The organism is Streptomyces sp. XH2 (genome assembly GCF_049725035.1).
GTDB lineage: Bacteria > Actinomycetota > Actinomycetes > Streptomycetales > Streptomycetaceae > Streptomyces > Streptomyces roseoverticillatus.
Genome location: NZ_JBMMMZ010000007.1, coordinates 188,661 through 207,458, shown reverse-complemented (window position 1 = coordinate 207,458; position 18,798 = coordinate 188,661). Strand labels below are relative to the sequence as shown.

The window sequence follows — 18,798 nt, the reverse complement described above, 5'->3', positions numbered from 1 at the left end:
GCGGCCCGCAGCCCCCGTACTGCGTACGCCCCCTACCGGTGCCGGAAGAAGATCCGGTCCCCGTACTCCTCCAGGAGCCGCCCGTTCCAGTCGTGCCCGCCGTCGACGTTGCCCGAGCGCAGCATCGGCGGGTCGATGCCGCGGGCGGCGAGTTCGCCCGCGGCGGCGGCGACGACCGCCTGCATCAGGGCGCTGGTGACGACCGTCGAGGCGGGGCCGAAGGGGGCCGCGATGCCGTCCGCCGTGAGCTCCGCGTCCCCGATGCCGATCTTGCTGTCGATGACGAGGTCGCAGTGGTCCTTCAGGAAGGTGCCGGAGGAGTGGCGGGACTTGGTGTGCTCGGCGTAGGCGAGGGAGGTGACGCCGATGACGCGGACGCCGAGCGCGCGGGCGTTCATGGCCATCTCGACGGGCAGGGAGTTGCGGCCGGAGAGGGAGATGACGACGAGGACGTCACCGGCCTCGGCGGGGCTGGTGTCGAGGACCGCGCCGGCCAGGCCGTCGACGCGCTCCAGGGCGCTGCCGAGCGTGGCCGGCATGACGTCGAGGCCGACGACACCGGGGACGGCGAGGAGGTTGACCAGGGCGAGGCCGCCCGCGCGGTAGACGACGTCCTGGGCGGGGAGCGAGGAGTGGCCGGCGCCGAAGACGAAGAGCCGGCCGCCGTCCGCCACGGTGTCGGCGAGGAGGGCGGCCGCGGCCGTGATGTGCTCCGCCTCCTCGTCGCGCACCCGCTGCAGCAGCCCGATCGCGGCGTCGAAGAACTGCCCGGCCAGCTTGTTCTCGCTCATCGCTGCGGGGCTCCTTAGATCGAGATCCGGTGGCGCGTACGGTCTGGGCGTACGCTCGTGGCGCGGATCACGTTGCGGTCTGGACCAGCGCCCTGTCAATACGGCGGGCGGACCGGGGCCGTACCCGCCACCGTTGTCGGTGGCATGCGTCAGAATTGGGCCAGGGGCCACGCGCACGACTTATCGAGGGGCACGCATGTCCGGACTGATCGACACCACGGAGATGTATCTCCGCACCATTCTCGAGCTGGAGGAGGAGGGTGTGGTCCCCATGCGTGCCCGAATCGCCGAGCGGCTCGACCAGAGCGGCCCGACGGTCAGCCAGACCGTGGCACGCATGGAGCGCGACGGCCTGGTGTCCGTCGCGGGCGACCGGCACCTGGAGCTCACCGAGGAGGGCCGCCGGCTGGCCACGCGCGTCATGCGCAAGCACCGCCTCGCCGAGTGCCTGCTGGTCGACGTGATCGGCCTGGAGTGGGAGCAGGTCCACGCCGAGGCCTGCCGCTGGGAGCACGTGATGAGCGAGGCGGTGGAGCGCCGCGTGCTGGAGCTCCTGCGCCACCCCACCGAGTCGCCGTACGGCAATCCCATCCCGGGCCTGGAAGAGCTGGGCGAGAAGGCCGAGCCGGACCCGCTGCTCAATGAGGACATGGTCAGCCTGATGGACCTGGACGCCGGGTCCGACGGCAAGACCGTGGTCGTACGCCGGATCGGTGAGCCCATCCAGACGGACGCCCAGCTGATGTATTCGCTGCGGCGCGCGGGCGTGCAGCCCGGCGCGGTGGTCAGCGTGACGGATTCGGCCGGCGGTGTGATCGTCGGCAGCAGCGGTGAGGCCACGGAGCTGGAGCCGGACATCGCGGCGCACGTCTTCGTCGCCAAGCGCTGAGCCGCCGCCTCGCGCCTCACTCACGCCCCGCCGGACCGGGCTGCCCCGTGCAGCCCGCCGCGGGGCGTCTTGCTGCGTCAACTCCCCTGAATCTGGCTGGAGTCGGCGGAACGGGCACGGAGCCGCCCCGGCCGTGCCACGCTGGCGCTGGCGCGCATATGCGCGGCACGCCGCTGTCTCGGGGAGGGGGACTGCGATGAGGCCGGCGGGGCGTGACAAGGGCCCCGGCGCCCTTCCGGGCAGCCGGGGCCCTGCCTCCCCATATACCCCCGTGGCGACCCGGAGCCCCGAGCTCCCAGGGTCCGCCCCGCGGACCTTCTTCCCCGAGCAGTCCGCGCCCAGGTCGATTAATCCCCTGGGTGCCGCCGGCCAACCCTTCCCTGAGGTCACTCGAACGAGGGGTGTTGTGCGCGTTGAGCATGCATTCGAACGCAGGTTCTATATCGTGATCGTGGAACTGCTCGGGGAAGAGTAGGAGGTGCCAGGTCTCATGGTTCGGCGCATCGACGTGAGTGGGAGCGGCGGGGTACGGCTCGCGGCCTGGGAGTTCGCCGATCCGCCCAAACGCCTCTGCGGGGCCAAAGAGGGCGGCGCCGGTGCGGTGCTGCTGCTCCACGGTCTGATGGGCCGCGCCGCGCACTGGGCGGAGACCGCCCGCTGGCTGTCCGGCCGGCACCGCGCGGTCGCCCTCGACCAGCGGGGCCACGGCCGCAGCGAGCGCCCGGCCGAGGGCCCGTACACCCGCGACGCCTACATCGCCGACGCCGTGGCCGCGATCGAGTGCCTGGATCTCGCACCCGCCGTCCTGATCGGCCACGCCATGGGCGCGCTCACCGCCTGGCAGCTCGCCGCCCGCCGCCCGGACCTGGTCCGCGCCCTGGTCATCTGCGACATGCGGGCGTCCGCGCTGGGCACCGCCACCCAGCGCGAGTGGGGCGAGTGGTTCCGCTCCTGGCCGGTCCCCTTCGCCACGCTCGCGGACGTCCGCAAGTGGTTCGCCGAGGGCGACCCCACCCTGGAGCGCCCCAGGCCCGCCCGTGGGGACTACTACGCCGAGATCATGGCCGAGCGCGCCGACGGCTGGCGCCCGGCCTTCTCCCGCCGCCAGATGCTCCAGGCCCGCGAGACCTACGCCCACGACGCCCACTGGGAGGAGCTCGCCCTCGTCGAGTGCCCGGCCCTCGTCGTCCGCGGCCCCGACGGGGAGCTCGGCCGCGCCGAGGCCCAGGAGATGGTCCGCGTCCTGCCCCGCGGCACGTACGCCGAGGTGCCCGACGCGGGTCACCTCGTCCACTACGAACAGCCCGAGGGCTGGCGCCAGGCCGTGGAGTCGTTCCTGGAGTCGGTGCTGCCCGCGTAGGTGGTGCTGCCGGCGTGGAGCGAGCTGCTGCCGGCCGTCGGGGTTGCCCGCGCGGGGAGGACCGCACTCCGCGCGGGCGGCGCCGCGCCCCGCACGGGGGCTGCACCGCCGTGCCCCGCACGGAGGCTGCACATTAATTCAACAAGCGTTGACATATCTCGGGCGCGGGTGTGCACTGGCGGTAAGGCCAGATGCCCGCACGAGCCATCCGAGGTGCCGTCATGTCCTCCCCGCTCTCCTCCCAGGCCGCCCCTGCCGACGTCCTCGTCGTCGGCGCCGGACCCACCGGACTGCTGCTCGCCGGGGATCTCGCCGCCGCCGGCGTGCGGGTGACGCTGGTGGAGAAGCGGGCTCAGGAGTCGAACCTGACGCGGGCCTTCGCCGTGCACGCACGCACGCTGGAGACCTTCGACGCCCGCGGCATCGCCGAGGCCCTGATCACCACCGGGAGCTTCATGCCGGGCGTGCGGTTCTTCGGCCGCGGGGGCCTCGACCTGTCCCGGCTGCCCAGCCGCTTCCCCGGCGTCCTGCTCACGCCGCAGTACGAGACGGAGCGGGTGCTGGAGGAGCGGGCCCTGAAGGCCGGGGCCGTGCTGCGGCGCGGGGCGGAGGTCACCGGGCTGCGCCAGGACGCGGACGGCGTCGACGTCGACCTCCGCACCGCGGACGGCGCCACCGAGCCCCTGGGGGCCGCCTCCGCCGGGGGCGCCGACGGCGTCCGCAGCGCCGTCCGCGAGGCGCTCGGCCTCCCCTTCCCCGGGAAGTCCGTGCTCCGGTCCGTCATGCTCGCCGACGTGCGCCTCGCCACCGAGCCCCCCGGGCTGCCGGCCTTCCGGAGCTCCGGCGAAGGCTTCTGCTTCCTGGTGCCCTTCGGCGACGGCTACTACCGCGCCATCGCCTGGGTGCACGGCTCGGACCTGCCGTCCACCGCCCCCGTCGACTTCGAGGAGCTCAAGGCCGTCGCCCGCGCCGCCTTCGGCACCGACTACGGCATGCACGACCCCCGCTGGACCTCGCGCTTCCACAGCGACGAGCGGCAGGTGCCGCGCTACCGCGCGGGCCGCGTCCTCCTCGCCGGCGACGCCGCCCACGTCCACTCGCCCGCCGGCGGGCTCGGCATGAACACCGGCCTGCAGGACGCCGCCAACCTCTCCTGGAAGCTCGCCGCCGTCCTCAAGGGGACGGCACCGGAATCCCTGCTCGACAGCTACCACGACGAGCGCCATCCCGTGGGCAAGCTGGTGCTCCGCGTCAGCGGCGCCATCGTGCGGGGCGTCCTGCTCACCTCGCCCGTCACCCGCCGTCTGCGCGACGCCGCCGCCGTGGCCGCCGTGTCCCTCCCGTTCACCGCGGACCGCGGCGCCCTCGTGGTCTCCGGGATCGGCATCCGCTACCCCGCCCCGCCCGGAGCCCACCCGCTGACCGGGCGCCGCGCACCCGACCTGCCGCTCGCGGAGCGCGCCGGCGGACCCACCCGCCTGTACGAGGCGCTGCGCGCCGGTACGCACGTGCGCGTGCTGCCGCGCGGGACGGGCGCACCGCCACGGCAGGAGACGGGCGTCACCGCGGTCACCCGCGCCGACGCCCGTCGCACGACCCTCCTCGTACGGCCCGACGGGTACGTGGCCGAAGCCCGCGATCTCGGCTGATCCGGGACCGGGGCCGGTCCTGGATCCGGTCCCGGCCCCGGACCGGATCCAGGCTCCGTCCCACCCCGTCGCCGTGTGCGGCACCCGCCGCAGCGCGCCTCACCTGCGGCGGGCGTCCGCCGCATCCCGCCCGCACGCGTAGGCGAGCGCGCTCACCAGCTCGTCCGCGTCCGGCAGCCAGCGGTTGGCGACCGTGGGCTGGCGCGCCCACTGCACCGAACCGCGCGTCCCCACGCGGGTGGGCGGCGCGACCACGTAGTCGCCCTCGCCGCGCGCGATCAGATCCAGCGACGTCGGGTGCCAGCCCAGCTTCCGGGCGGCGTCCCCCACCTTCAGCGCCCCGCCCGGCAGCACGAAGAACAGCATCCGGCGGAACGGGGTGCACGTGATCGGCCCCAGCTGGATGTTCATCCGCTCCATCCGGGCCAGCGCCAGGCAGCCCGCCGTCTCCGGGACGTCCAGCGCGTCGAACGTGCGGCCCGTCGGAAGCAGGACCGAAGCGCCGGGCTGCTTCTCCCACATGCGGCGGATGGCGACCGCGCTGCCGGTGGCCTGCGTGGCCCAGTCCGGGCGGTCCGGGTGCGCACCGGGGGCGGGGCAGCCGAGATCACCGCACGAGCAGTACTCCCGCCCCTCCTCCACCTTCAGCCACGTACCGCCGAATACGTCCCAGTGCCGCTCCTCCGCGTACCTGACAGCGGCGTCCAGCAGTTGCTCGCTGCGCTGTTGGGGGAGGTGCGGGGCTCCTACTGCGATGGTCTCTTCCACGCCCATCACAACTCCCCCTGTCACGAGGGGTTACGGCTCAGGCTCACGCTTGTGGGCGGTGCCAGGACATGCACGTGGGGCGCACGGATGCATGTACGGGGGCGCAGACGCGGGTTGGCCGCCGAGGCTGGGTAGCCACCTGTGCGGCGACGGGGCGAGACCGTAAATGTCTGGCCATTGCCGCCTTTGCTGTCATTACCGTTAAGTCCGCATTCTCCGGACATTCAGGGGGCAAAGATCACAGGGGAAGACGCAGTCAGCTGTCTCAGCTTCTCCGCATTCCGCGGCGGACCGCGCCGCGAACGCTTAGCAGTCCCAGGGGGTACAGCATGGCCGCACGGCCACTCGTGGCGCGGCAGCCGAACGAACGGCTGCAGGCGCTCATTCAGGAAGCCGCCTGTTCCAACGCCGGCCTCGCCCGGCGCGTCAATATGTGCGGTGCCGAGCACGGGCTCGACCTGCGCTACGACAAAACGTCCGTAGCCCGTTGGCTGCGCGGCCAGCAGCCGCGCGGGCGGGCCCCCGCCATCATCGCCGAAGCGCTCGGCCGCAAGCTCGGGCGCACCGTCACCATCGACGAGATCGGCATGGCGAACGGCAAGAACCTCGCCTCCGGGGTCGGCCTGCAGTTCTCGCCCACCGTCCTCGGCGCGATCGAGCAGGTGTGTGAGCTGTGGCGGAGCGACGTCGGGCGCCGGGACTTCCTCAGCGGGACGTCCGTCGCCTCGTCCGCGCTCGTCGAACCGAGCCGTGACTGGCTCATCACCGGGGCCGATCCGCAGGTCGCGCGCAACGCGGGCGCGCGGGTCGGGGCTTCGGACGTCGATGCCGTACGGGCCACGACCGAGGCACTGGTCGAACTTGACCACCGGTACGGCAGCGGGCACGTCCGGCCCGTCGTCGTGCACTACCTGAACAGCGTCGTCTCCGGGCTGCTCGCCGGTTCCTACCGGGAGTCCGTGGGGCGCGAACTGTTCGCCGCCGTCGCACGGTTGACCGAACTCGCCGGCTATATGGCCGTCGACACCGGCCAGCCCGGCCTTGCCCAGCGGTACTACATCCAGGCACTGCGTCTCGCCCAGGCTGCGGGGGACCGTGGGTACGGGGGGTACGTGCTGGCCGCCAGCATGAGTCACCTGGCGGCCTCGCTGGGAAACCCGAGGGAGATCGCCCAGTTGGCCAAAGCCGCGCAGGAAGGCGCGCGGGGGCACGTCACGCCGCGGGCCGAGGCCATGTTCTACGCCGCCGAGGCGCGGGGGCACGCGCTGCTCGGCGACTCCCGGGCCTGCCAGAGCGTGGCGGCCAAGGCCGTCACCAAGCTCGAACAGGCCGGTGACGCGCCGGCGGAGACCGGTGACGACCCCGCCTGGATCCGGCACTTCGACCACGCCTACCTGGCGGACGAGCTGGCGCACTGCCACCGCGACCTCGGCCAGGCCGAGCAGGCCCGCCGGCACGCGGAGGACGCCATCGCCGGGCACGCGGAGGGCAAGGTGCGCAGGCGCGCCATCGGCATGCTGCTGCTGGCCACGGCGCAGGTCCAGCAGCGGGACGTCGACGAGGCGTGCGCAACGGGCGTCCGGGCGCTGGACCTGCTGGGCACGCTGAGGTCCAACCGGGGCGCGGAGTACCTGGAGGACTTCCAGCAGCGGCTGGCTCCGTACCGGGAGGAGCCGGTCGTGCGGGAGTTCGGGGCCCGGCTGGAGGTGCAGGCGGCGTAGGCCCTCCCGGCGGATGACGGGGCGAGCCGCTTCCGGGTTGCCACGTCATCCGCCGGACTCGCCGTTGCGGGTCCGCGCCGTTGCGGCGGGCTGTTCTTCCGCGGCGACGGCGGCATCGCCCCGGCGGCGGTGCTGTGCGAGCCGCCTGGTGAAGGTCCGCCGTTCAGGACCCCGCGGGCGGCCGCATGGCCCGGCCGTGCGGTGACCCGGTAGCGTGGCCGCGCTATCGATAAGTTGCCGTACAGCTTGAGGAGTCCCGGTGACGCAGAGCGGACAGGGCAACGCGCCTCAGCCGGCCGCCGGCCGGCCCTGGGGCGAGCCGTGGGGGCCCGACGCGCAGCGCGCCCCCCTGCCGCCCGAGATGCCGCCGGGCGGTCCCGCGGGCCCCGGCGACTCCGAAGCCACGCAGTACATGCCGCCGGTCCTGGGCACCGCCCCCGCCGCGGCCGCTCCCGACCCCTCCTCCGAGGCCACCCAGTACTTGCCTCCGGTCGCTTCCGGCCCGCTTCCGGGCGCACCGCAGCCGCCGGCTCCCTACGCCCAGGGCGGCGCGGGCCGGGGCGGCGGTACGCAGGGTGCCGCGCGGGGGGCCGGTGACGCCCCGGCGGCTCCGGCCGCCTCCGCGGAATCCGCCACGCAGTACCTGCCGCCCCTGAGCGGTGACGATTCTGCGGCTGCCACGCAGTACCTGCCGCCCGTCGGTGGCGGCGCGCCCTCCGGGGACGCCTCCGCCGCGGCTACGCAGTACATGCCGCCCGTGCGCGGGGGCGCCGCGCCTTCCGGCGATGCTTCCGCCGCTACGCAGTACCTGCCTCCGGCCGGTGCTCCGGTCGGCGGCGGGGGCCCCTCGGGAGGGGACCCGGCCGCTGCCACGCAGTACCTGCCGCCTGTGGGCGGAGGCGCGTCTTCCGGGGACGCCTCGGCTGCGGCTACGCAGTACCTCCCGCCCGTGGGTGGCGGCCCTGGTGGTGGCCCTGCCGGGGACGCCTCGGCCGCGGCAACGCAGTACATGCCGCCCGTCGCCGCAGGCGGTCCCGTCGGGGGCGGTCCTGCAGGGGGCGCCGCCGCCCCGCCGCCCCCGTACCAGCCGCCGCTCGGCGCCGGCCCCGCGCAGGGGGAGCGGCCGCCGCCCTCCGAGTTCGACGGGCTGTTCCGCGCCTCCGCCGCCTCCGCCGCGGCTTCCGCCTCCGCGCCCGGTCCCGCTTCCGCCGGGCCCCACGGTGCGGCCGGAGCCGCCCCCGGCCACATACCCCCGCCGCGTGCCCCGCACGCGGCGCCCCCGCAGCCCGCCCCCGCCTCCCCGCCTCCCCGGCGGAAGCTGCCCACCGCGGCCATCGTCGGCATCGTCGTCGCCGGCTGCGCCGTCGCGGGGCTCGCCGCCGGGGCGCTGCTCAGCGGCGGGGGAGACGAGAAGAAGGACACCCCGCAGAACACCGCCGTCAGCTCCGCCACGCCCGGTGACGCGCCGAGCGAAGGCGACGGCGGCAAGAAGGAGCCGTCGGCCGACCCGGCGGATCCGGCGGCCGCCCAGGCCAAGGCCCTGGACGCCCTGCTGAAGGACAGCAACAACAGCCGCGACGCCGTGATCAAGGCCGTCGACTCGACCCGGGACTGCAAGGACCTGGGCAAGTCCGCGTCCGACCTGCGCGACGCCGCCAAGCAGCGTGACGACCTCGTCACCCGGCTCCAGAAGACCGCGATCGACAAGCTGCCCAACAGCGCCGAGCTCTCGGCGCAGCTGACCAAGGCGTGGAAGTCGTCGGCCTCCGCCGACACCCACTACGCGGCGTGGGCGGACCAGGTCGGCGGCAAGCACGGCTGCATCAAGGGCCACGCCCGCCCGTCGGGCGAGAGCACCGCGGGCGACCGCGCCAGCGGCGACGCCACGACCGCGAAGAAGCAGGCCGCGGAGCTGTGGAACCCCATCGCGAAGAAGTACGGACTGTCCCAGCACTCGTGGGCGCAGCTCTGATCCGGTCTGATCCGCTCCGGTCCGCTTTGATCCGTTCTAGTCCGGTCTGGTCCGTTCTGACCCGGGCAAAACGCCGGGGGCCGGGGCGGCTGTCAGTGGGGGAACGTACGATCGATTGCTATGCAGGGTTCGGAGAAGTCTTCCCGCCGCGGCCGCCGCTCGACCACCATGGACGGCATGCCGCTCAATGACATGCCGTGGTGGCGCTGGCGTGCGCAGGTGCGCTCGGCGCTGCACATGCTCTCGGACCCGGTCTTCCAGCGCGAGCGCTGGCTCGCCGGCGACGCGGGCTTCGGGGACGTGACGGACGCCGTCTACCGGCTCGTCGAGGACACCTGGCTGGACAACTGGTCGGCCGAGAAATACATCGGGACGATCTTCCGCGACTCGGGCGAGGCCGCGCTCGTCGACCTCGCCGTGCTGCGCGTCCTGCGGATCATGCACCAGGTCGGGCCGGACGCCCCGGTCTCGGCGTATCTGGAGCACCACGGCTGGCCGGAGGCGGTCCTGGCCGCGCGGGAGGCGCATGTACGGCTCGCGCTGAACGACGGGGACGAGCCGGAGGCCCCGCCGCGCCCGCTGGAGGTGCTGGAGCGGCTGACGCAGGCGCGCTGAGCCACGGCCCCGACCGCGGCGCGGTTCGGGGGGCCCCGCAGGTGTGCGAGGCTATTGGGCTATGAACGCCTCCCAGTCCCCTGCCGCCGAAGGGGCCCCAGCGCAGCCCGAGCAGTACGTCCTCACCCTCTCCTGCCCCGACAAGCAGGGCATCGTCCACGCGGTGTCCAGCTACCTCTTCATGACCGGGTGCAACATCGAGGACAGCCAGCAGTTCGGTGACCACGACACCGGGCTCTTCTTCATGCGCGTCCACTTCGGCGCGGAGGCGCCCGTCACCCTGGAGAAGCTGCGGGCCAGCTTCGCCGCCATCGGCGACTCCTTCCAGATGGACTGGCAGATCCACCGGGCCGACGAGAAGATGCGCATCGTCCTGATGGTGTCCAAGTTCGGCCACTGCCTGAACGACCTGCTCTTCCGCTCGCGGATCGGCGCCCTGCCGGTGGAGATCGCCGCCGTCGTCTCCAACCACACGGACTTCGCCGAGCTCGTCGGCTCCTACGGGATCCCGTTCCACCACATTCCGGTCACGAAGGACACCAAGGCGGAGGCGGAGGCGAAGCTCCTGGAGCTCGTCCAGGCCGAGGACGTCGAGCTCGTCGTCCTCGCCCGCTACATGCAGGTCCTCTCGGACGACCTCTGCAAGGTCCTCTCCGGGAAGATCATCAACATCCACCACTCCTTCCTCCCGAGCTTCAAGGGCGCCAAGCCGTACCACCAGGCGCACGCCCGCGGCGTGAAGCTGATCGGTGCGACGGCGCACTACGTGACCGCGGACCTCGACGAGGGCCCGATCATCGAGCAGGAGGTCGAGCGCGTGGGCCACGAGGTGACCCCGGAGCAGCTGGTCGCCGTCGGCCGCGACGTGGAGTGCCAGGCGCTCGCGCGCGCGGTGAAGTGGCACAGCGAGCACCGCGTCCTGCTGAACGGCCGCCGGACGGTCGTCTTCGCGTAACGGCCCCCTCCCGGCGCTCCGTGTGCGGTGTCAGGCGGAGCGCCGCCGGTCGAGGAGGCGCAGGTCGCGGGCGGCTTCGGCCTTCTGCAGCTGCGCTTCCAGCTCGGCGAGGCGGGCTTTGTGGGAGGCGATGGCCGCCCGGAGGGCCTCGACGTTGTCCTTCGGGGCGGGGGCGGGCCTGGCGGCGCGTCTGACACGGACGACACGCAGTACCCGTTCGGGGTGGCTCGTCGCCATGGCGGGACCCGGCGGTGCCGAGCGGGACTCCAGAAAGAGCCGGCACCAGTGGTCCTGCCACTGCTTGAGAGCGTTGCGGCGTTCGTCCTCCTTGATCCTGCCCTGCTCGTGGGCCGTGCCCAGAAGCATGAGGACGAGCCCTGTCATGGTGCGCAGGGACGGCAGTGAGCGGCGAGCAGGATTCAGCGCGTCGCTGAGCGTGCTGCGCCGTACGGCTCCGCTCGTAGCCTTCTCGATGCGGGACAGCGACGGATTCCCCGCCCACGCCTTCAGCTCCCGCAAACAGATCACAAAGTCGCGGGCGTTCTCGGCGGACGCCGGCACCGGTGGCTCCGCCGGCCGTGCCCCGGCTTCCGGCGGCAGGTCGGCCGCGCCACGGGCGTCGCCCTGACCGCGAGCGGCCTTCCACAGCCTCTCCCAGCGCGCCCGCTCGCCCCCGCACGCCCCCGCGAACGCCAGGGTGAGATCCAGGCTGGGCAGCTTGCGTCCGGCCGCTGCCTGGGACAGGGCCGACACCGAATAGCCCGTGCGCCGGGCGAGGCTGCCGTAGGTGGGCGAGCCGCCGTCGGCTCGCTGTTTCCTCAGGTGCAGGGCGAACGCCGCGTACGGCGCCGCGGGGTCGACGGGTTTCTCGGGGCGTGCCACTCGCGCCTCCCGCTGCGGGTGGTACGGCGGTGCCGCGTCGCGCGGCACCGCCGTGGGGCCGGCAGGGTCAGGAGCGCTTGAGCGCGCGGACGGCCGTGGCCGCGGCGGCGAGGGCCGCGAGGGCGGCGGTCGGGTCCTGGCCGAGAGCGACCAGGAGGACGATCACGAGTACGACGACGGCGATCGGCCACCGGGCGGGCAGAGGATAGGTCACGGGTATCACTTCCCTTGGTCCGGACGGGATTTGGGCCGCACGCACGGGTTGCCGCCCGTGCCGCGGTGCCTCAAACTCTGGCAGCTCGCGGGAGGCAGCAACACCCACTCCGGTCACCTGGTTGTTCACCTGCTTCCGGTCGGCGGTCTGTGATTTCACGGCCCGGATTGTTCACCGGCTGTCCGGGATCGTCCGGGCTTACGCGAAAGGCCTTCCTGCGCCGGCATCCGATGGGGGAGACTCGTCGTCAACTGAGCTGCAGGCGCCATCCCTTGGTCCGGACGGGTCTGGAGCAGAAGTTGGGATGTGAGACTGCCCGTTGCCGCGAGCGCTCACGAACACCTGTGGCCCGCATCGGCGATGCGGGCCACAGCCTTTATATGTACCTGTCTTACATCCGCGACAGCGAAGCCGTCGCGTACAACGCGTCCAGGATCGCCCCGCGGTCCCCGGACTGGCCCGCCGCCGCGTCCTCCGGGTGGACGTGGCCCGCGGCGAGGCGGCAGAACTCCATGGCGTCCAGGGCCACGTGGGCGACCTCGGCTCCCGGAAGGGCCGTCGCGGCCGGGGAGTCGAGGGGGATGTGCCAGTGGCCGCCGCCGCTGCCTTCCACCTCCAGGTGGAGGGAGCGTCCGGGCGCGCCCGCCACGGCCAGGGCGTGGGGCGGCGGGGCGAGGCCCGCGCGGCGTCGGGCGGCGATGGCGGCCGGGAGCATGCGGGCCGCGAGGCCGACCAGTTCGTGGAGGTGGCCGGGGGAGGGCGGGTGGTAGGGGTAGTCGACGGCGTCGGCGATGTCCTCCGCGTGGATCCAGCACTCGAAGGCGCGGTCGAGGAACGCTTCGCGTACGGGGAGGGCGGACGGGCCGTACGGGACGGCCAGTTCGGCGGCCTCCTCCTCGGCGAACGACGCGCCTCGTATCAGCGCGCGGCTCTGCTCCCGCCATTCGGCCCGCACCGCGCCCGGCGGCATGGTGGAGCGTGCCGCCCACAGGGCCTCCGTGCGCTCGGTGGGGGAGCCCGTGGCGTCTCCGAGCGGGTCGGGCAGGCCCAGGGTCCTCGCGACGAGGCCGTCGACGGCCGTGAGGTGGCCGATGACCGCGGCCACCGTGGTGTCCCGGCCCGTGGGCCGCTCGCCGTCGAACCACCGCAGCCGTACCGGCGCCTGCCACTCCGCCTCGCCGATGTCGTGCAGGAGGGCGTCGAGGCGGGCGGTCTCCGCGTCGTAGGGGGCGGCCCACGCGGGCACGGGGACGCGGGCCGGACGGCGGCCCAGGCAGGAGGCGAGCACGCGGGAGCGCAGCCGCGGGTCGAGGTCCAGGTTGTCCTCCGGGTGGAGCAGGGCGACGGCTTCGCGCAGTCGTACGGCTTCGTCCGCGCAGGTGGCGCAGTCGGTCAGGTGGGCCTCGACGGCCGCGGTCTCCTCGGGGGAGCAGGCGGCCAGGGCCCACGCGCCGAGGAGGGACTTGAGGACCTTGTGCGACGTCGGAGCCATTGCGGACGTCAGAGCCATTTCAGGAGCAGGGGGTGAGGCGGGGGCAGGGGAGGGAGCCGGGGCGGGGGCGGATTCCGGCCAGCCGGGGCCGTCCTCCGCCGCCGCCCGCGGCAGCGGTATCCGCGGCGGCCGCGGCAGACCGGAAGCGCCGTTTCCGTCTTGGGGGCCCGCTCCGCCCCGGCCGAATTCCTCGCTCACAACGCCCCTCCGTGCGCCGGCGGCGCGACGACGCGCGGCCCGCGGTGCGCGGTGGAGAGCAGCTGCAGCCCGAGGCGCAGGCGGCGGCGCGCCTCGTCCTCCGTGACGCCGAGCTGCGCCGCGGCCCGGCGGTAGTCGAGGCGGCGCAGGTAGGCGAGGTCGAGCGCGGCGCGCAGCGGGGCCGGCATGGACGTGACGATGTAGTCGGCGCGGGCGGCGGCGGACGCCGCCCGCACCTTCTCCTCGATCTCCTCGGGCGTGGCCGCCCCGTCGCTCTGGGACTGCCGCAGCCGCTCCACCGCCTGATGGTGGGTGAGTCCGGCGATCCAGGAGCGCAGCGAGCCCTCCTTGGGGTCGAAGTCGCCGGGGTGCTCCCAGACGTGGCTGAAAACCTCGCGCGTGACGCGGTCGGCTGCGCCCTCGTCCTCCAGGACGCGGTGGGCGAGGGTGTGCACAAGAGAAGCGAAGCGGTCGTAGAGCTCGCCGAGGGCGGCCGCTTCGCCGTGCGCGAGCCGCTGCTGCATCTTGCGGTCCCACCGGGGTGGTGCTCCGTCGGTCGCCATGGCTGCCCCCTCCGTCCGCCGCCGGTCCGTCGATCCACCGAGAGTGTGTGCGTCGCACTCATGCGCGGTGCCGTGTCGCACCGCGTTCGCGCCCACGGTCACATACTCCTCGAATGTAGTGGCCGGGTCCGACAGTCCGGCCGCCTTTGCGGGGAAGATCGCCCCGCCGGGCCGCTCCGGATGGTATTGCCGCGGTCACTTTCCGCACATCTGGCCGATCGTTACGGATCGTACGTGCGCGAATGTGCCGATGTGTTATGCGGGTGTGACCGGAACTTTGGGGATTAACGGTTCGAGCTGGGCATAGGCTCGTTGGGGGCCGGTGCTGCACATCCGGTCCCACCGGTGTTTCACGTGGGAGAGACGGGGGAGACGCCGGGCAGCCACGGCTGCGGAAAGGTCCGTTCCGGGGAGCGAGAGACCGAGCGAAGGGGCTTCGAGCGCGTGACGTTGAAGGTGAAGGACGCCGAGCGCGGGGACTGGGCCGTCCTCCGCGTCTCCGGCGAGATGGACCTGGTGACGTCGCCGGTGGTCCGGCAACGCGTGCACGACGCGGTCGCCGACGGACGGCGCAGCCTCGTGCTCGACCTGGCCGAGGTGCGCTTCTGCGACTCCAGCGGCGTCGGCGTGCTCATCGCCGCCCGCCGCCTGATGCGCTCCTGTCAGGGGCGCCTGAGACTCATCCTGCCCCCGCAGGGCGGCGCGGCGGACGGCTCCCACGTCAACAGGGTGCTCGGCGCACTCGGGGTGCGCCGCCTCTTCGAGATCTACCCGGACCTGGCCACGGCCACCCACGAGGGGCGCGACGGCACCGGCGACGCCCTCGGCACCCTTCCCGCGCAGTCCGCCTGACCCGCGGTCAGGCCCATCGCCCGTACGTCCCTCCTCAGCCCTCGCGCGGGAACCCGGCCCGTACGACGAAGCCGCCCTCCCGCGTCGCGTGCGCCTCAAGGGTTCCGCCCAGGCTCTGCGCCCGCTCGCGCAGTCCCACCAGCCCGTGCCCGCCGCCGGGCAGCCCCGGTGCCGGTACGGCCGCGTCCGGCGGTCCGTTGCGGATCTCCACCAGCAGTGTCTCCGCGGCGTCCTCCGCCAGCCGCACCCGTACCCGCGCACCGGGCGCGTGCTTGCGGGCGTTGGTCAGCGCTTCCTGCACCGTGCGGAACGCCGCGCGCTCGACGGCCTCGGAGCGCGCGGCCCCGGGATCGCACGCGTTCTCGTACGTCACGTCGAGCGCGCTCAGCTCGATCAGCCGGGGCAGGTCCGCGAGGCGCGGCTGCGGGGTGAGCTCCTCGGTGTCGGCCCCGGCGGCGCGCAGGATGCCGACCATGTGCCGCAGCTCCTCCAGCGTGCGCACCGACAGTTCGCGGATCCTGCGGGCGCCTTCGCGCGCCTGCTCGTCACCCGTGCTGATCTGCACGGCGCCCGCCTGCAGGCTGATCAGGCTGACCTGGTGGGCGACGACGTCGTGCATCTCGCGGGCGAGCCGGGCGCGCTCGGTGGCCAGGACCTGGTCGGCGAGCAGCCGGTCCTCGCGCGCCCGGCTGCGCGTCAGCTCGTCCAGCCGGGCGCCGAGCTCGCGCCGGGTGCGGGTGAGCAGACCGAGCGCGACGGGCGTGGCGGCGGTGACGCACGCGTCGACGAACTGGAGGGCCACGTCGCGCCGGTCGGCGAAGGAGAGGTGGGAGATCGGGTACGGCAGGAAGTGCGCGGCGGTGAGCAGCGCGGCCGCCCCCACGAGGAGCCGCCGGTCGGTGCGCAGGGTCGCCACCGTGTACAGCGCGATCATCGGGGCGAACCAGATGTAGCCGATGTAGATGCCGGGCAGCGTCACCGCGAAGACCGTGAGCGGGAAGCGCCGGCGCCACAGCAGCGCGACCGCGGACGCGAGCGACACCCCGAGGTCCAGGCCGGGCTTCGGCCCGTTGACCAGAAGGGCGTCGAGAGCCGCTATCAGCGCGGGGACGACGATCGGCAGGGCGGCGCGCAGGCGCGGGGGGAGCAGGCGCAGGCCCGTGGCGGTGGTCACGCGGCGCCGCCCTCGCCGGCCCCCGGGCCCTCGCCCTGCGGCCGCTGCTCGCCCTGCGCCGTGACGAGCCCCGCCCGGTCGGCGACGATCGCGGCCTGGACGCGGTTGAGCCCGCCGAGCTTGCCGAGCACCGCGCGGACGTGGTCCTTGACCGTGCTGGGCGCGAGCCCCATCCGCTCGGCGATCTGCGGGTTGGCCAGGCCCGCGCCGAGGTGCGCGAGCACCTCCCGCTCGCGCGGGGTGAGCACCGACACCGCTTCCGCGGCCGTGGTCTCCGCCTCGGAAGCGAGGTAGCCGCCGATCACCGCGCGGGTCACGCCGGGGTCGAGGACGCTGCCGCCCGCCGCGAGGGTCCGCACGGCCTGGACGAGCTGCTCCGGGTCGGTGTCCTTGAGGAGGAAGCCGGTCGCGCCGCCGCGCAGGGCCGCCGCCAGGTACTCGTTGGCGTCGAAGGTCGTGAGCATGGCGACCGCGGGCGGGTGCGGGGCGTCGCGCAGCGCGCGCAGGACGGTCAGCCCGTCGACGTCCGGCATCCGGATGTCCAGCAGGACGACGTCGGGGGCGCAGTCGCGCACGGTCGCGACGGCCTCGCCGCCGCCGCAGTCGGCGACCACCTCGATGTCCGGGGCCGTGCCCAGGATCATCCGCAGCCCGGACCGGACGAGCTGCTCGTCGTCCACCACCGCAACACGGATCACCTGCCGCTACCTCTTCCACGCCTACCGCTGCCGCTGCTCTGTGCGCTCACGACCGGCTAGACCCTGTTCAGGGGGGTCCGGTTCCGGTCACGTCCCCCCAGCCTGCCGTACCGGTCCGACAACCATCGCCGAAAACGGAGCGTGGCGCTCCGCCCGATCGCCCTCCGGACGGTCCGCCGGGCCGCCCCGCAGCGATCCCCCGGCCGCCCCCGGCCCGCTCTCCGCCCGGTCCCCCCGATCGGCGGAGGTACCCCCTCCGATCGGCGGGGGCGAGCCGGGACCCGCGGCGGATTCCGTACGGGGCGTACGGACGGCAGAGTGCTGTTCGTGCTGCAGCATGCCGGGACTGACCCACCGGCAGTGAGGTGTTGCGGCACACGGCCGCGGACCGCCGCATCCCCCACAAGCGGCGGCCCGCGGCCGGGGGAATGCCTTTGTTCACAGGGGCCCGGAGCCGTGCGGCGCCGTCGTCACATCGGCGGCGCCGCCGGTGCCGGTCCCAGCGTCGTCGTTCCCGGCGCGGCCCGGTGGCCGAGGCCCGTGCGGTACGCGTCCAGCGCCGCCTCGACCCGTCCCGTCCGCCGCAGCAGGTCCCCCAGCAGCCGGCACAGGTCCGCCAGGTCCCCCGCGGCTCCCGTCCGCTCCAGCAGCGACAGCGCCGCGCAGTAGTGCTCCTCCGCCGTCTCGGTGAGCCCCCGCTCCTCCGCGATCAGCCCCAGCAGCCGGTGCGCGCCGCCCGCGTGGACCGCGCCGCGCTCGGCGCCGAGCGCCGACTCCGCGGCCGACGGCGCCAGCAGCGGGCTCAGCAGCCCCTCCGCCTCGGCCGTCTTGCCGCGCCGCCGCAGCACGTCGGCCAGCTCCACCTCCACCTGCACGGTGAACAGCGGCGCCCGCTTCGACGCCAGCATGTCGCGCGCCGTCCGCAGCTCGCTCTCGGCGCCCTCCAGGTCGCCGTTCTGCGCGCGGACGTAGCCGCGCATCCAGTGGCAGTGCGCGAGCTCGGTGCGGATGTGCAGCTGCTGGTAGAGCTCCTGGGCCTTGGCGAGGGAGGCGTCGGCCTCCGCGATGCGGCCCTCGGCGATCAGCGTGCGGGCCACGCCGCGGTGCATGCCGGCGACGAGCGCCGGGTCGTGCACCTGGGGCGCCAGCGCCAGGGCCAGCTCGGCGGCGTGCGCGGCGCGGGCGTGCGCCCCCATGTCCATGTACGGGGCGATGGACGCGGTGTAGAGGAGCAGCAGCGCGTCGGGGTCGTGCAGGCCGGAGGCGTTCAGCTCGTCCAGCGCGGTCTCCAGCAGGTAGCAGGCGTAGCGCAGTTCCCCCGCCAGGAGGTGGGCCGTGGCGCGGCCGCGCAGCGCGGGGACGCGGCGCGGCAGCGGCTCCTCGGCGAGCAGGGCCTCGGCGGCGGCGTAGTGGTCGCGGGCCTCGGTCAGCTCGCCCGTCTCCAGGGCGCAGTCGCCGAGCCCGAGGTGGGCGGCGGCCTGCTCGGCGGTGAGCTCCGCGCGCGCCGCCTCGTCGCACAGCGCCGCGTAGCGCACGGCGGCGTCCTCGGCGGCGCCGGTGGCCAGGGTGCGGCGGGCGTCGGTGAGCCGCATCCGCAGCCGGGTCGCCAGGTGGGCTGGGCGGCCGGTGGCGAGTTCGTCCACGGTGGTGCCGAGGCGGTCGGCGAGGTGGCGCAGGGCGGTCTCCGAGGGCCGCACGCGGCCCGCCTCCAGGGTGGAGATGTAGGCGGCGGTGTAGGCGGGCTCGGCCAGCTGGCGCTGGGTGAGGCCCTTGGCCGTCCGCAGCCGCAGCACGCGCCGGCCGATCTCGGCGGGCCCGTCCGCCCGTATGCCGTGGGTGCTGTTCTCGGCCACTGCTGCCCCTCGGTAGGTTACGCCGTGCGTTTCGCGGTGCACTTCGCCGCGCGTTTCGCGGTGCGGTTCGCGGTGCGTTTCACCGTGCATCGCGTCGTGCGCTTCGCCGTGCACCTCGCCGTGCATGTCAGGTACTACGTGACGACGTGAGG

Annotated in this window: 18 protein-coding genes; 9 read left to right on the top strand and 9 right to left on the bottom strand. The window is 74.1% G+C overall.

The annotated features are described in order from the left end of the window. Nucleotides 1-32: 32 nt before the first annotated feature. Nucleotides 33-791, bottom strand: coding sequence for an SIS domain-containing protein (locus tag ACOTKD_RS16135; protein WP_424889633.1), 759 nt, complete (start codon nucleotides 789-791; stop codon nucleotides 33-35). A 196-nt stretch (nucleotides 792-987) separates the two neighbouring features. Here ACOTKD_RS16135 and ACOTKD_RS16130 point away from each other — a divergent pair, with 196 nt between their 5' ends. The 3 genes from ACOTKD_RS16130 to ACOTKD_RS16120 all read left to right on the top strand — a co-directional run bounded on the left by ACOTKD_RS16130 (nucleotide 988) and on the right by ACOTKD_RS16120 (nucleotide 4,689). Next, nucleotides 988-1,680, top strand: a complete 693-nt coding sequence (locus ACOTKD_RS16130; RefSeq protein WP_030369085.1) for a metal-dependent transcriptional regulator — start codon at nucleotides 988-990, stop codon at nucleotides 1,678-1,680. A gap of 490 nt (nucleotides 1,681-2,170) precedes the next feature. Then, nucleotides 2,171-3,040 (top strand): alpha/beta fold hydrolase, encoded by an 870-nt coding sequence (locus ACOTKD_RS16125; RefSeq protein WP_424889632.1) that lies wholly within the window; start codon nucleotides 2,171-2,173, stop codon nucleotides 3,038-3,040. Nucleotides 3,041-3,261: 221 nt separating this feature from the next. Then, a complete protein-coding gene (locus ACOTKD_RS16120; RefSeq protein ID WP_424889631.1) occupies nucleotides 3,262-4,689 on the top strand; it encodes an FAD-dependent monooxygenase in 1,428 nt (475 codons plus the stop codon). A 99-nt stretch (nucleotides 4,690-4,788) separates the two neighbouring features. On the opposite strand, the gene ACOTKD_RS16115 is transcribed toward ACOTKD_RS16120, so the two are convergent. Next, nucleotides 4,789-5,463 (bottom strand): bifunctional DNA primase/polymerase, encoded by a 675-nt coding sequence (locus ACOTKD_RS16115; RefSeq protein WP_424889630.1) that lies wholly within the window; start codon nucleotides 5,461-5,463, stop codon nucleotides 4,789-4,791. A gap of 323 nt (nucleotides 5,464-5,786) precedes the next feature. On the opposite strand from ACOTKD_RS16115, the gene ACOTKD_RS16110 reads away from it, so the two are divergent. The 4 genes from ACOTKD_RS16110 (at nucleotide 5,787) to purU (ending at nucleotide 10,720) form a co-directional block, all read left to right on the top strand. Next, nucleotides 5,787-7,178: a transcriptional regulator gene (locus ACOTKD_RS16110; protein ID WP_424889629.1), complete on the top strand. Its 1,392-nt coding sequence runs from the start codon at nucleotides 5,787-5,789 to the stop codon at nucleotides 7,176-7,178. 259 nt (nucleotides 7,179-7,437) lie between these two features. Further along, nucleotides 7,438-9,150 carry a hypothetical protein gene (locus tag ACOTKD_RS16105; RefSeq protein ID WP_424889628.1) on the top strand — a complete coding sequence of 571 codons (1,713 nt, stop codon included), beginning with the start codon at nucleotides 7,438-7,440 and terminating at the stop codon, nucleotides 9,148-9,150. Between the two features lie 120 nt (nucleotides 9,151-9,270). Beyond that, the gene (locus ACOTKD_RS16100) at nucleotides 9,271-9,765 is read left to right on the top strand and encodes an SCO4402 family protein (protein ID WP_424889627.1); all 495 of its coding nucleotides are present in this window, start codon (nucleotides 9,271-9,273) and stop codon (nucleotides 9,763-9,765) included. A 61-nt stretch (nucleotides 9,766-9,826) separates the two neighbouring features. Continuing rightward, on the top strand, nucleotides 9,827-10,720 hold the full coding sequence (gene purU / locus ACOTKD_RS16095) for a formyltetrahydrofolate deformylase (protein ID WP_424889626.1): 894 nt from the start codon (nucleotides 9,827-9,829) through the stop codon (nucleotides 10,718-10,720). Between the two features lie 30 nt (nucleotides 10,721-10,750). Here the strand turns inward: purU and ACOTKD_RS16090 are convergent, their stop codons facing one another. The 4 genes from ACOTKD_RS16090 to ACOTKD_RS16075 all read right to left on the bottom strand — a co-directional run bounded on the left by ACOTKD_RS16090 (nucleotide 10,751) and on the right by ACOTKD_RS16075 (nucleotide 14,069). Next, complete coding sequence (locus ACOTKD_RS16090) at nucleotides 10,751-11,602, bottom strand: hypothetical protein (protein WP_424889625.1); 852 nt, start codon at nucleotides 11,600-11,602, stop codon at nucleotides 10,751-10,753. Nucleotides 11,603-11,669: 67 nt separating this feature from the next. Beyond that, nucleotides 11,670-11,816, bottom strand: a complete 147-nt coding sequence (locus ACOTKD_RS16085) for a hypothetical protein (protein ID WP_424889624.1) — start codon at nucleotides 11,814-11,816, stop codon at nucleotides 11,670-11,672. A gap of 391 nt (nucleotides 11,817-12,207) precedes the next feature. Then, nucleotides 12,208-13,506, bottom strand: a complete 1,299-nt coding sequence (locus ACOTKD_RS16080) for a maleylpyruvate isomerase N-terminal domain-containing protein (protein WP_424889623.1) — start codon at nucleotides 13,504-13,506, stop codon at nucleotides 12,208-12,210. Continuing rightward, a complete protein-coding gene (locus tag ACOTKD_RS16075) occupies nucleotides 13,503-14,069 on the bottom strand; it encodes a sigma-70 family RNA polymerase sigma factor (protein ID WP_424889622.1) in 567 nt (188 codons plus the stop codon). The genes ACOTKD_RS16080 and ACOTKD_RS16075 overlap by 4 nt, the downstream gene beginning before the upstream one ends. A gap of 444 nt (nucleotides 14,070-14,513) precedes the next feature. On the opposite strand from ACOTKD_RS16075, the gene ACOTKD_RS16070 reads away from it, so the two are divergent. After that, nucleotides 14,514-14,921, top strand: a complete 408-nt coding sequence (locus tag ACOTKD_RS16070) for an STAS domain-containing protein (RefSeq protein WP_424889621.1) — start codon at nucleotides 14,514-14,516, stop codon at nucleotides 14,919-14,921. A 34-nt stretch (nucleotides 14,922-14,955) separates the two neighbouring features. On the opposite strand, the gene ACOTKD_RS16065 is transcribed toward ACOTKD_RS16070, so the two are convergent. From ACOTKD_RS16065 to ACOTKD_RS16055, 3 genes are all read right to left on the bottom strand, one after another. Then, entirely contained in the window at nucleotides 14,956-16,095 is a 1,140-nt protein-coding gene (locus ACOTKD_RS16065; RefSeq protein WP_424889620.1) for a sensor histidine kinase, read from the bottom strand. Further along, on the bottom strand, nucleotides 16,092-16,793 hold the full coding sequence (locus tag ACOTKD_RS16060) for a response regulator (protein WP_424889619.1): 702 nt from the start codon (nucleotides 16,791-16,793) through the stop codon (nucleotides 16,092-16,094). Before ACOTKD_RS16060 ends, ACOTKD_RS16065 begins: the two co-directional genes overlap by 4 nt. A 470-nt stretch (nucleotides 16,794-17,263) precedes the next feature. Then, a complete protein-coding gene (locus ACOTKD_RS16055) occupies nucleotides 17,264-18,646 on the bottom strand; it encodes a helix-turn-helix domain-containing protein (protein WP_424889618.1) in 1,383 nt (460 codons plus the stop codon). 24 nt (nucleotides 18,647-18,670) lie between these two features. Between ACOTKD_RS16055 and ACOTKD_RS16050 the strand changes: the two genes are divergently transcribed. Continuing rightward, on the top strand, nucleotides 18,671-18,796 hold the full coding sequence (locus ACOTKD_RS16050; protein ID WP_424889617.1) for a hypothetical protein: 126 nt from the start codon (nucleotides 18,671-18,673) through the stop codon (nucleotides 18,794-18,796). Nucleotides 18,797-18,798 lie beyond the last annotated feature (2 nt).

Coding starts and splice junctions, on each gene's coding strand:
- ACOTKD_RS16135 (WP_424889633.1), bottom strand. CDS start 791: ATGAGCGAGAACAAGCTGGCCGGGCAGTTCTTCGACGCCGCGATCGGG.
- purU (WP_424889626.1), top strand. CDS start 9,827: ATGAACGCCTCCCAGTCCCCTGCCGCCGAAGGGGCCCCAGCGCAGCCC.
- ACOTKD_RS16075 (WP_424889622.1), bottom strand. CDS start 14,069: ATGGCGACCGACGGAGCACCACCCCGGTGGGACCGCAAGATGCAGCAG.
- ACOTKD_RS16115 (WP_424889630.1), bottom strand. CDS start 5,463: ATGGGCGTGGAAGAGACCATCGCAGTAGGAGCCCCGCACCTCCCCCAA.
- ACOTKD_RS16110 (WP_424889629.1), top strand. CDS start 5,787: ATGGCCGCACGGCCACTCGTGGCGCGGCAGCCGAACGAACGGCTGCAG.
- ACOTKD_RS16130 (WP_030369085.1), top strand. CDS start 988: ATGTCCGGACTGATCGACACCACGGAGATGTATCTCCGCACCATTCTC.
- ACOTKD_RS16120 (WP_424889631.1), top strand. CDS start 3,262: ATGTCCTCCCCGCTCTCCTCCCAGGCCGCCCCTGCCGACGTCCTCGTC.
- ACOTKD_RS16100 (WP_424889627.1), top strand. CDS start 9,271: ATGCAGGGTTCGGAGAAGTCTTCCCGCCGCGGCCGCCGCTCGACCACC.
- ACOTKD_RS16125 (WP_424889632.1), top strand. CDS start 2,171: ATGGTTCGGCGCATCGACGTGAGTGGGAGCGGCGGGGTACGGCTCGCG.